Annotated in this window: 10 protein-coding genes; 3 read left to right on the top strand and 7 right to left on the bottom strand. The window is 73.5% G+C overall.

Going from position 1 to position 11,135, the window contains the following annotated elements; translation table 11 throughout:
- Window positions 1–5: 5 nt before the first annotated feature.
- Window positions 6–800 (bottom strand): ABC transporter permease, encoded by a 795-nt coding sequence (locus NFS20_RS16660; protein ID WP_251152917.1) that lies wholly within the window; start codon window positions 798–800, stop codon window positions 6–8.
- Window positions 800–1,735: an ABC transporter ATP-binding protein gene (locus NFS20_RS16665; protein WP_251152918.1), complete on the bottom strand. Its 936-nt coding sequence runs from the start codon at window positions 1,733–1,735 to the stop codon at window positions 800–802. The genes NFS20_RS16660 and NFS20_RS16665 overlap by 1 nt, the downstream gene beginning before the upstream one ends.
- Before the next feature lie 181 nt (window positions 1,736–1,916).
- On the opposite strand from NFS20_RS16665, the gene NFS20_RS16670 reads away from it, so the two are divergent.
- Window positions 1,917–2,582, top strand: coding sequence for a class I SAM-dependent methyltransferase (locus NFS20_RS16670; protein WP_251152919.1), 666 nt, complete (start codon window positions 1,917–1,919; stop codon window positions 2,580–2,582).
- Between the two features lie 59 nt (window positions 2,583–2,641).
- Here NFS20_RS16670 and NFS20_RS16675 read toward each other — a convergent pair whose 3' ends face one another.
- On the bottom strand, window positions 2,642–4,771 hold the full coding sequence (locus tag NFS20_RS16675; protein WP_251152920.1) for an FAD-binding protein: 2,130 nt from the start codon (window positions 4,769–4,771) through the stop codon (window positions 2,642–2,644).
- An 11-nt stretch (window positions 4,772–4,782) separates the two neighbouring features.
- Entirely contained in the window at window positions 4,783–5,577 is a 795-nt protein-coding gene (locus NFS20_RS16680; protein WP_251152921.1) for a 3-ketoacyl-ACP reductase, read from the bottom strand.
- 201 nt (window positions 5,578–5,778) lie between these two features.
- On the opposite strand from NFS20_RS16680, the gene NFS20_RS16685 reads away from it, so the two are divergent.
- On the top strand, window positions 5,779–6,579 hold the full coding sequence (locus NFS20_RS16685) for a methyltransferase domain-containing protein (protein WP_251152922.1): 801 nt from the start codon (window positions 5,779–5,781) through the stop codon (window positions 6,577–6,579).
- A 114-nt stretch (window positions 6,580–6,693) separates the two neighbouring features.
- On the opposite strand, the gene NFS20_RS16690 is transcribed toward NFS20_RS16685, so the two are convergent.
- On the bottom strand, window positions 6,694–7,485 hold the full coding sequence (locus NFS20_RS16690; protein WP_251152923.1) for an SDR family NAD(P)-dependent oxidoreductase: 792 nt from the start codon (window positions 7,483–7,485) through the stop codon (window positions 6,694–6,696).
- 135 nt (window positions 7,486–7,620) lie between these two features.
- Between NFS20_RS16690 and NFS20_RS16695 the strand changes: the two genes are divergently transcribed.
- On the top strand, window positions 7,621–8,118 hold the full coding sequence (locus NFS20_RS16695) for a MarR family winged helix-turn-helix transcriptional regulator (RefSeq protein WP_251152924.1): 498 nt from the start codon (window positions 7,621–7,623) through the stop codon (window positions 8,116–8,118).
- A gap of 137 nt (window positions 8,119–8,255) precedes the next feature.
- Here the strand turns inward: NFS20_RS16695 and NFS20_RS16700 are convergent, their stop codons facing one another.
- The gene (locus NFS20_RS16700; RefSeq protein ID WP_251152925.1) at window positions 8,256–9,473 is read right to left on the bottom strand and encodes an MFS transporter; all 1,218 of its coding nucleotides are present in this window, start codon (window positions 9,471–9,473) and stop codon (window positions 8,256–8,258) included.
- Window positions 9,474–9,518: 45 nt separating this feature from the next.
- The gene (locus NFS20_RS16705) at window positions 9,519–11,075 is read right to left on the bottom strand and encodes an HD domain-containing phosphohydrolase (protein ID WP_251152926.1); all 1,557 of its coding nucleotides are present in this window, start codon (window positions 11,073–11,075) and stop codon (window positions 9,519–9,521) included.
- Window positions 11,076–11,135 lie beyond the last annotated feature (60 nt).

Below are 11,135 nucleotides of genomic sequence, written 5' to 3' on the forward strand. Positions count from 1 at the left end.
GACACCTACTCCCAGCGGAAGAGCTTCGCGGCGATCGCGCTCGCGCTCACGGCGATCCCCGCCATTATGGCGATCTGCAGCCAGAACGGCTGCCCACCGGCGGTGGCGGTGACCTCGCCCGCCTCGGCGGACCACGCCGTGGTGAGCGCCTGCAGCCCGGGCGGTACGAGCTCGCCGACCGCGCGCAGCGCGTCCGGCATGAGGACACGGGGCAGGAAGGCCCCGCCGAAGAACATCAGCGCGACGAACAGGACGGTGCCGACCTGGTTCGCGGCGCTGCTCGTGCGGACCACGGCCGCGGAGATCATGCCGATTCCGAGCAGCGCGGCGTAGCCGACGACGAAGGCGACGACGAACTCGAGGGGCCGCTCGGGCGGCGCGATGTCCAGCACGGCCCACGCGACGAGGATCAGGAGCGTCGCGGAGACGACCACCGAGGCGAACGCGACGACCATCTGCGCGAGCAGGACGCTCCGCGGAGACGCAGGAGTGGTCGACAGCCTGCGCAGGACGGCGCGCTCGCGGTACGTCGCGATCACCGCCGGGACGTGCTGCACGGCGATCATCACCATCCCGAACACCAGCGCGGTCGGCGCCCAGACGTCGATCGCCCGGAGCCCGCCGGTCTCCGGCGTCGGCTCCCTGAGCGCCGGGACGGCACCCAGCCCGAGCAGGAGCCCCGCCGGGAACAGCACGCCGAAGAGGACCGTGGCGGAGTCTCGGAGGAAGAGCTTCGTCTCGACCGCGACCATCTTCAGGCGAGGACGCGATCCGAGACCGTAGGTGGTGGAGGCGGACATCAGTCGACCTTCCTCTCGGTGGATGCCGGGGACTCCAGGGCGCGTCCCGTGAAGGCCACGAACGCGTCGTCGAGGGTGCGCTGGTCGACGCGGAGGTCCTCCGCGACGACCTGCGCCCTCGCGAGCGCCCCTGCGACGCTGGTCAGGAGCTGTCCCGTACCGGTGACCAGCCAGCGCCCTTCGACGATCTCGACGTCGGACACCTCGGGGAGCCCGGTGAGGACGCTCTCGTCCAGCGGCCGGCTCGGGCGGAACCGGATCTGCTGCACCGCGCTCGACCGCGCGATCAGCCCCGCCGGCGTGTCCACCGCGGCGACCCGGCCACCGTCGATCACGGCGATCCGGTCGCTGAGACGCTCCGCCTCGTCCATGAAGTGCGTGACGAGGAGGATCGTGACGCCCGTGTCACGCACCCGTTCGACGAGGCTCCAGGTGTCCCGCCTCGCCTGCGGGTCCAGTCCCGTCGTGAGCTCGTCGAGGATCGCGACCTCCGGGTTGCCGACCAGGGCGAGCGCGATCGAGAGCCGCTGCTTCTGCCCGCCGGAGAGAGCCTTGTACCGCGTGCGGCGCTTCGCGGTGAGTCCGAGGAGCTCCATGAGCTCGCGCCAGTCGGCGGGGTCCCGGTAGAACGAGCTGTAGAGGTCGAGCGCCTCGGCGACCGTGATCGCGTCGGGGAAGCTGCTCTCCTGCAGCTGCACGCCGAGCCGCTCGCGCACCTCCGCCCGGTCCGTGACCGGGTCGAGCCCCAGCACGGAGATCGACCCCGAGTCGGGCGTCCGCAGGCCGGCGATGCTCTCGACGGTCGTCGTCTTCCCGGCGCCGTTCGGCCCGATGATGCCGAAGATCTCCCCCTCCTCGACGGTGAAGGAGACGTCGTCGACGGCGACGTGCTCCCCGTAGCGCTTGTGCAGGTTCCGTACGTCCAACGCGGTCATGCCGCGACGCTACGGAGGCACGGCACCCCGGCACATCGACCGTGGCGCCAGAGCCGGGGTTGATCCGCGCATCCACCGTTCGGTGGATCGTCGGCACCGTGCGGAGCGTCCGGAGTCCAGGGTCGCGCGGGTCCGCCGGGCGGCCTTGTGGTGCGAACGCTCGCTCACTACCGTCGACGCCATGACCGCGCCGCGTCCCTGGCAGTCCGAGGCCGACCGGCTCGGCCACGCCGACCCGTCCGACCCCACCGGCTGGTTCGAGCGGCTCTGGTCCTCCGCCCGGTCCGGCGACGTCACGACGCCGTGGGACCGGGACGACCCGCACCCGGCGCTCGCCTCGTGGACCGGTGCGCCTGCCCCCGGCCTCGCGACCGGGACGGCCGTCGTCGTCGGGTGCGGGCTCGGGGCCGACGCCGAGCACCTCGCCCGGCTCGGCTACGACACGACGGGGTTCGACGTCTCCCCCGCCGCGATCGCCGCGGCCCGCGAGCGCCGTGCGGGTTCACCGGTCACGTACGTGGTCGGAAACCTGCTCGACCTGCCGCACGAGTGGGCCGGTGCGTTCGACCTGGTCGTCGAGATCTACACCGTGCAGGCGGTGAGCCGCAGCGTGCGGGACGACATGACGGCCGGCGTCCGCTCCCTGGTGGCGCCGGGCGGGACGCTGCTGGTGGTCCAGGCCGCCACCGGGACGGCCGACGAGGACGGCCCGCCCTGGCCGCTGACCCGCGCGGAGATCGAGGCGTTCGGCCAGGACGGGCTGTCGGCCGTGTCGATCGAGGAACTCGCGGGTCCCGGCTCCCCCGGCCGACCCGGGACCTGGCGCGCGGAGCTCCGGCGGGCCTGAGCGCGACGTCGTGCCCGCTCGTGGCCCACCGCGACGCCCCCGCCGGACCGCCGCGACCGCTACTGCACGTTGCCGTGCTCGCGGAACTCGCGCCAGACGTTCTCGAAGAAGTCGTCGTCCGCCGGGAGCGGGCGCCGGGGACGCCAGCGGAACACCGGGACGCCCGCGGCGTCGGCGGCGTCGCGCGGGACCACCGGGGTCCACGGGCCGCCGTCCGCGGCGGCCGGCGCGGTCCCGCCGGGCGCGACCCACGCGGTCTCCTGGACCTCCTCGTCGAGCGCGCCGCCGTCGAGCCGGAAGCGGTAGAGCTCGGGCAGGTCGAGCTCGCGCTCCGCGTCGTCGCCGTACCCGACGAGGGGCAGGTCGCCGTCGGCGTCGGTGTACAGGACCGACCCGCGCGAGCGCCCGCCGTGGGCGACGTAGTCGGCCATGGCCGAGAGGTAGACGTACGCGCTCGTGAGGATGTCGCGCACGAGGAACGTCCGGTTCACGGCGCGCCGCGACCCGGCGTCGGCGCTGACCAGGTCCTCGTAGCCGGTCAGCCACGCGTGGACCTGGTCGAGCGCCTCGCGGATCGACGCCTCCGACCGCACCGGTCCGGCCTTCTCGCTCATGAGCCGCTGCACGTCGCGCAGCAGGTCGCCCGTGTTGTCCGGCACGCCCGCGGCCACGCGACCCGTCGCGCGGGCCGTGAGGTCCAGCGCGGCGGCGAGCACCGGCGCCGCCACCTCGGCGAAGGCGGCCTCGTCGGACGGCTTCTCGTCGCGCCGCGCCGCGATGAACTGCGCGGCGCGCGTCGCGCCGACCTGACCGCTGTTGAGCGCCGCGCCGCCCGGGCGGTACACGCCGTGGGCGCCGCCGGCCTCGCCGACGGGGAAGAACCCGGCGACGTTCGACTGCCACCACGCGTCGACCACGAGGCCGCCGTTGTTGTGCTGCGCGCACACGTCGACCTCGAGCATCTCCTTCTCGAGGTCCACGTACGGGTTCTTGTCCAGGTAGAACTGGTACGCGGGCTCGTTCATGCGCCGCAACCGCTCGATCGGCGTCCCGGACAGCACGCCCGCCTTCTCGAGGTACTGGTACGCCTCGGGGGCGAGCGCCGTCGGGTCGAAGTCGTCGCGCACGGGGTTGCGCCGGAAGTCGAGGAACACGCGCCGCCCGCGCAGCACCGTCTCGCGGTACACCAGCAGGTCGATCAGGCTCGACCCGTCGCGGGCCTTGCGGATGTCGAACGGCCACTGGTAGCCCTTGAGGAACACGAGCGTCAGGAGCCGCCCGTAGTCCGTGATCGCCTCGGTGAGGAACTCGCGCTCGTCGCCGCCGTCGGCGTCCGTCGAGACGAACCGCGGCACGACCTGCATGTACGTCCCCGACACGTTCCACCGGGGCTTGGTCGACGCGAGCCCGAACTGCCACTCGGTGAGGTTCTTGCCGTGCACGCCGGCGCGGTAGGCCGCGCCGGACGCACCCCACTGCCCGTTGGGGAACACACGCGTCGCGTACATGCCCGCGGGTCCGCCCGTCGCGTAGACGAGGTTGGTGCAGCGGAACAGCAGCCACGGGCTCGCGGCGCCGTCGTGGGGCACGTCGGTCCGCAGCACGAGCAGGCCCGCGACCCGGCGCGCTCCGGGCCCGCCGTGCGGGTCGGGTGCGGTGACGACGTCGACGACGCGGCACTCGTCGAACACCCGGGTACCGTCGGCCTGGACCTTCCGCTCGAGCTTCTCGACCATCGTCCGGCTCGTGTACGGGCCGACCGACGTCGCGCGGCGCCGCGGGTCGTGGTCCGTCTTGTACCCGATGAACTCGCCGAACCGGTTCTGCGGGAACGGCACGCCCAGGTCGACCAGGTGGAGGAAGCCGCGCGCCGACAGGGCGGCCTCCGCGAGCGCGTTGTCGCCGTCCATCGCGCCGCCCGAGTAGAGCGTCTGCGCCATCTCGCGCACCGAGTCGTCGTCGCCGCCCGAGAGCGTGAGCTTGTAGTAGGTCTGCTTGTCGGAGCCCGCGTTGCGCGACGCCCCGGCGTGCACCTTGTCCGCAACCATGACGACGTCGTCGTGCCCGAACTGGACGAGCCGGTCCGCCGCGCAGTACCCGGCCGACCCGGTGCCGACGACGACGGTCGTGGCGGTCACGACGGGCACGTCGTGCCCGCCGATGCGGAGCGTCTCTGGCTCGTGGCTCATGGGTTCTCTCCTCACAGGACCGGGATGTGCATGCCGCCGTCGACGTGGAACACCTCGCCGGTCGAGTACGGGGTCTGGCCGGACGCCAGGATCGAGACGGCGCCCGCGACGTCGGCCGGGCGTCCCCAGCGGTTGATCGGCGCGAGGCCCTGCTCGATGAGGCCGTCGTACTTCGCGGTGACGCCCGCGGTCATGTCGGTCGCGATGACCCCCGGCCGCACCTCGTACACCACGACCCCCTCGGGGCCGAGGCGTGCCGCCCACAGCTGCGTGGCCATGCCGACGCCCGCCTTGGAGATGCAGTAGTCGCCCCGGTTGGTCGAGACCGTGGTCGCCGAGATCGACGAGACGTTGACGACCGTCGCGACCGGACCGGCCGGCGGCTCCGGCAGCGCGTCGAGCGGTCCGCGCAGCTCGATCACGCGGCGCGCGAACTCCTGCGTGAGGAAGTACGGCCCGCGCAGGTTGATGCCGAGGACCCGGTCGAACGACTCGGCGGTCGCGTCCAGCAGGTCTGCGCGCACGCTCGGCGCGACACCCGCGTTGTTGACCAGCACGTCGAGCCGGCCCCACGTGTCGACGGCGTCCGCGACGTACCGGCGGTGGTCGTCCAGGTCGGCGACCGATCCCCGCACGTACCGGACGCGCGAGTCGTCCCCCGCGAGCTCGCGCAGCTCCGCGATCACGTCGGCGGGCTCCTCGCGCGTCGCCAGGATCGACACCGCGAACCCGTCCGCGAGCAGACGTCGGCTGATACCCAGCCCGATCCCGCGGTTCCCACCAGTGACCAGCGCGACAGTCGGCATCGTCGCCTCTCCTCCTCGAGCGTGCGGTCCGCACCCCTACAGCGTGCACGACTCGCGTGCCGCCGGTGCGACGGGCCTGATCCTGCCACGTCGGGGACTCCGTCGGCAAGCGCTTTCCGCTCGCAGCGGCGCGCCGTCGGGCCTCGCGGAGCCGTCGTCCCGACGACGCGCGGCCCGGTCCGGCCGCGCGAGAATGGGCGGGTGCGACCCTACGACGCGCTGATCAGCGAGGCCCTGGACGCGGACGTCACCGGCTGGGGGTTCGGCTGGCTCGACGGCCGTGCGACCGAGGAACGCCCGCCGTGGCGCTTCGTCTCCCTCCTGTCCCATCGCCTCGCCGCGGCGGACTCGGCGCTCGACCTCGACACGGGGGGCGGCGAGGTACTGGCCGAGGCGCTGGCGGGCGCAGACACGCGCGGCGAGACGACACCCGCCACGCTGGTCGCCACGGAGACCTGGGTTCCGAACGCCGCCCTCGCCCGCGAACGCCTCGCACCCTGGGGCGCCCGCGTCGTCACGCCCGACGACGGCGCGCTCCCGGTCGACGACGCGTCCTTCAGCCTCGTCACGGCTCGCCATCCCGTCGCCCCGGCGTGGTCGGAGATCCACCGCGTGCTGCGCCCGGGCGGTGCGTACCTCGCGCAGCACGTCGGACCGGCCTCCGCGTTCGAGCTGATCGAGCAGTTCCTCGGCCCGCAGCCCGAGGCCCGCACGGGCCGCGACCCGAACGTCGAGGCCGAGCAGGCTCGCGCGGCCGGCCTCGACGTCGTCGACCTGCGCACGGCGAGGTGCCGGATGGAGCTCTACGACGTCGGCGCCGTCGTGTGGCTCCTGCGCAAGTGCGTGTGGTGGGTGCCGGACTTCTCCGTCGACCGGTACGGCGACGTCCTCGAGGAGCTCGACGCCCGGATGCGGGCCGGGGCACGCGACGGCGGGCCCACGACCACCCCGTTCCTCGCGCATTCGACCCGCCATCTCGTCGAGGCGCGCCGGAACGCCTGAACCCGTCCGTGGGCCGCCGAGAGACGACGGCCCGGACGGAGGGTTTCGCGGCGCCTGACGGTCACCCCGCACCTGCCCGCGTTCTGGGGCGGGCAGGTCGAGCCGTCCATGGGCTCACAGGGTGGTCGTGAGGATTCCTCCGTCGGCACGCAGTGCGGCGCCGTTGGTCGCGGACGAGACAGGGCTGGCCAGGTAGGTGGCGAGGCGAGCGATCTCGACGGGCTCGATGAAGCGTTGCAGCAGCGACGTCTGGTTCGCCGTCGCGATCGCGCTCTTCATGCTGTCCACCGACTGCCCTCGGGCCTGGGAGATCTCCTCGACCGCCTGGGCGACGCCGTCGGAGTACGTCGGTCCCCCGAGGATGGTGTTGACGGTGACGTCCGTCCCTCGGGTGAGCTTGGCCAGCCCGTTGCCCACGGCGATCATCCCGGCCTTGGTCATGCCGTAGTGCGTCATGTCGGCGGGGACGTTCACGCCGGACTCGCTGCTGATGAAGATGATCCGACCCCAGCCCCGGGCCAGCATGTGCGGCAGCTCGTGCCGAGACAGGCGGACGCCGCTCATGACGTTGACGTCGAAGTACCGCTGCCAGTCGTCGTCCGAGATCTCCTCGAAGGCGTCGACGCCGAAGACGCCCACGTTGTTCACGAGGATGTCCACCTCGCCGAGCGACCCGAGCAGCCGTCGGACCTGTTCGGCGTCCTCGAAGTCTGCCGGGATCCCGGAGACCGCAGCACCCGGGACAGCGGCCTCCAGCTTCCTCACCGCGGCAGCGACCCGGTCCTCGCTGCGTCCGTTGACGACGACCGTCGCCCCTTCTGCGAGCAACGCCTCGGCGATCGCGTAGCCGATGCCCTGCGTCGACCCGCTGACGAAGGCCCTCTTTCCCACCAGGTCCAGATCCATCGATCCTGCTCTCCTCTCGCCCCCTGCGCCGTGGAAGATCACTTGCTCAAGCAAGCGAACTGTATGGCCGCATGACTTTCCTGAGCAAGTGATCGACCGGGTGGTCGACCCCTCCGCTCGCGTACGCTGGCCGTCATGCACGACCCTGACGCCCCTGCCGGCGTTCCTGCCGAGCTCACAGGCGACGACCTCGAGACCTGGGCGGGTGTGGCGACGGTCCTGGAGTGGCTGCCGTCCGCTCTCGACGCACAGCTCCTGCGCGACGCCCAGCTGTCCCACTTCGAGTACGGCGTCCTCTACGCGCTGGCCAAGGCGCCAGATCTCACGCTCCGGATGAGCGTCCTGGCGGGGTATGCGAACAGCACCCTCTCCCGCCTGTCACGCGCGGCGACCCGGCTGGAGTCCCAGGGATGGTTGAGACGCACGCCCGATCCCGCCGACGGGCGCTACACCCTGGCCGTCCTCACCGACCTCGGCAGGGCGAAGGTCGAGGACGCCACCCCGGGCCATGTGCAGACCGTCCACCGGCTCGTCCTCGACCGCCTCACCGAGCGGCAGACCCGTCAGCTGCGGGAGATCACGCAGCGCATCCTGCGGGCCATCCGCGAGGACGAGGGCTGGCGACCTTCGTGACCCGCCCGGACCGGGATGTTGACCGTCAGGTGTCACCGACCACGCCGTAGTGCGGCGGGCTCGGATCGCTGTAGGGGCGTCGTACGGCGATGGAGTACGCGCGGACGCGGCTCGGGACGAGGTCGAGCGGGGTGGTCTCACGACGCGGCGTCCTGCGATGCTGCCACGAACCGGCGCCGCTGCTCGAGCCGGGCCGTCCACGCCGCCCCGGCGACCGCCACCGCGCACGTCGCCGCGAACGCCCACGGGATGCCGAGGCTCTCGGCGACGAGCCCGAGGGCGAGCGGCCCGGCGAGACCGAGGTCGATGCACGCCGTCGCCGTGCCGGCCGCCGACCCCCGCTCGGCGGCCGGCACCCGCGCGAAGACGGCGGCGAAGAACGCGGGCGTGCTCAGCGCGACCCCGACCCCGAGGACCGCCGTCCCGAGCAGGAGCCCTGCCGGGGAGGACCACGCCGCGCAGAGCGCCGTGCCCAGCGCGACCACGACGAGCGCGAAGGTCCCGAGGGCGAGCGGCTGGAACCGGTCGACCGCGCGGGCGAGCGCGAGACGGCAGACGACGACGACGGCTCCGTAGACGGCGACCACCACACTCGTGGATGCCATGCCGACGTCGACCGCGTGCAACGGTGCGAAGGCGAGGAAGCCCCCGATGGCGACGACCGACGTCAGGAACCCGAGCGACGGCGCGATCGCGGCACGGTGCACGAGCGGTGCACGCTCGCCCGGTGCGACGGGCCCGAGCGTCTCGGGCAGACCGGCCGACAGCACGGCGGCGACGGCGCAGGAGGCGGCGGCGCCGTACCATCCGGCGACCAGGCCGCCGGCGGAGACGAGCACCTCGCCGAGCGGGGGCCCGAGCGCGAGGCCGAGGTAGAGACCGAGGGAGTTGTAGCTGAGAGCCTCCCCGCGCCTGCTCCGGGGGGCGAGGTCGACGAGCATCGCGAACGACGCCACGAAGAACGCGGCCTCCGCGGCGCCCGCGGCGAGACGGACCAGCACGATCGGGACGAGCGCGGAGAGGTGTGCCATGACGACCAGCAACGGGACGCCCAGTAGCGCCCCACCGACGAGGAGCGGGCGTCGGCCCCACGTGTCGCCGAGCCGGCCGGCTACGGGCCGCAGCACGAGAGCCGTCACGGCGAAGGCGCCGAAGGCCATCCCCGCGTCCGCGACACCGCCCCGCGCGGGCCCGGTGACGTGCAGGGGAAGCACGTGGATCGTGACGCCCGCCGCGACGAACCAGGCGAGGTCCGCCGCGGTGAGGCGCAGGAAGGCGGGGGTGAGGAGCCGTTCCCGCGACGAGGTGCCGGTGGCCGGGGACGAGCCGAGAGCAGGAGCGCCGTGGTTGTTCATACCGTCGAGGCTGTGACTCCAGGGCCCCCGCCCGCATGGGCAGACCTACTCATCTCCCGGCGCCGCACCCGTGCCCGGCGACTCCACGAGGCCGTGGCGCAGGGCGTACATCGCGACGCCTGCACGGCTCGATACGCCCGCGCGCGCGTAGACGTCCTGGACGTGGTGCTCGGCGGTGCGTCGCGAGATCACGAGCTCGCGCGCGATCTCGGCGTTCGAGAGTCCTCGCGCGACGAGCCGCAGGACCTCCACCTGCCGGCGGGTGAGACCCGACGGCCGCACCCGGTGCCCGCCCTTGTCGCGGGCGGCGCCCCCGAGGACGGCGTCGACCGCATCGGGGTCGAGGCGACCCCCGCCTGCCTGCGCGCGCATCCAGGCCGCTGCCCGCGCGGGAGGCTCGGGCGGGGTGCCCGGTCGGCCCTCGAGCCGCGCCCGGTAGGCGTCCGCGGCGGCCAGCACCCGGGACGCGAGGGAGAGGTACGGCGCCGTCAGTCCGCGGTGGTACCCGCTGCCGTCGAGCCGTTCGTGGTGCTCGCCGACGAGCCGGGCCACGAGAGCCAGCTCGGGGACACGGCCCACGACCCTCTCCCCGTGATAGGCGTGGAGACGTGCCTGCTCCTGCTCGGTCGCGGTCGGCGCGGTGGCTCGGGCCCAGACCGAGCTCGGCACGCCGACCTTCCCCAGGTCGTGCAGGTGCCCGGCGAGGCGAAGACGCGCGGCGTCGTCGTCGAGCCCGAGCGCCAGCGCCGCACGTTCGGCGAGCGCGGCGACCGCGTCCGAGTGACCGAGGGTCCCCGGGCACTTGAGGTCGACGATCCGCCCGAACGTCTGCGCCACGTCGACCACGGCGCTGTCGGGGACACGACGGACCGGGTCCGGCTCCGCGTCCAGCACCGCCTGGTAGGCGTCGAGCTCGTCGACGCCGTCGAGAAGATCCGAGCCGTCGGCGACGAACGCGGCGACGAGGCCCGGGTCGAGCACCGACCCCGACCACCGGGAGAGGCGTGCCAGTGCAGCGGGGACACCTGCGTAGAGCGCCGTCCCGACCGCGGCCGAGGCCACGTGGACGACCCGGGTGGAGCGCGGGATCGCGGCGCCCCGCTCGTGCGGCACCCCCGTTCCGTCCCAGGACGCCGTGACGGAGCCGAGCGCACGCTGCACCCGGTCGGGGAGCCCGAGGTCGCGGGACGCCGCCCGCGCGACCTCGCACGTCGCGACCGGTGCCGCCGCCCCGAACGACCGGGCGGTCGCCAGGGTCGTGGCGAGCACCCGAGCGCGGGATCGGCCGCTCGCCGCAGCGATCCCCGGGACCCACTCGCGCAGCACCTCCCGGGCGCTGGCGAAGTCGGTGCGGACGGCGTACCGGGTCACGGCGACGTCGTCGCCCCAGACGAGTCCTGCCTCGTACGCGTACGCCGTGCAGCCCACGTGCTGGAGGAGCGCGGTGTACAGCACCTCGGCGACCTCGTCCTGCGGGCAGCCCAGCGCGTGCGCGAACCGTGTCGCGACGACGCACCGAGTCAGCGACTCGTCCAACGCGGCCCCGGACCCGAGGTCGATGGCGGCCGACAGCCCGCCGAGAAGCCCCAGCAGCCGGTACACCCCTCCACCATGGCACGCCCGGGACCGATCGACCCACGGTCGCGCCGCGTCACCCGGGGT

Origin of the sequence: Cellulosimicrobium sp. Marseille-Q4280 (genome assembly GCF_943181405.1) — a bacterium.
Taxonomy (GTDB): domain Bacteria; phylum Actinomycetota; class Actinomycetes; order Actinomycetales; family Cellulomonadaceae; genus Cellulosimicrobium.

Bases quoted from the DNA above. Each gene is read 5' to 3' on its own strand.
- NFS20_RS16660 (WP_251152917.1), bottom strand. From the start codon at position 800: ATGTCCGCCTCCACCACCTACGGTCTCGGATCGCGTCCTCGCCTGAAG.
- NFS20_RS16665 (WP_251152918.1), bottom strand. From the start codon at position 1,735: ATGACCGCGTTGGACGTACGGAACCTGCACAAGCGCTACGGGGAGCAC.
- NFS20_RS16670 (WP_251152919.1), top strand. From the start codon at position 1,917: ATGACCGCGCCGCGTCCCTGGCAGTCCGAGGCCGACCGGCTCGGCCAC.
- NFS20_RS16675 (WP_251152920.1), bottom strand. From the start codon at position 4,771: ATGAGCCACGAGCCAGAGACGCTCCGCATCGGCGGGCACGACGTGCCC.
- NFS20_RS16680 (WP_251152921.1), bottom strand. From the start codon at position 5,577: ATGCCGACTGTCGCGCTGGTCACTGGTGGGAACCGCGGGATCGGGCTG.
- NFS20_RS16690 (WP_251152923.1), bottom strand. From the start codon at position 7,485: ATGGATCTGGACCTGGTGGGAAAGAGGGCCTTCGTCAGCGGGTCGACG.
- NFS20_RS16695 (WP_251152924.1), top strand. From the start codon at position 7,621: ATGCACGACCCTGACGCCCCTGCCGGCGTTCCTGCCGAGCTCACAGGC.
- NFS20_RS16700 (WP_251152925.1), bottom strand. From the start codon at position 9,473: ATGAACAACCACGGCGCTCCTGCTCTCGGCTCGTCCCCGGCCACCGGC.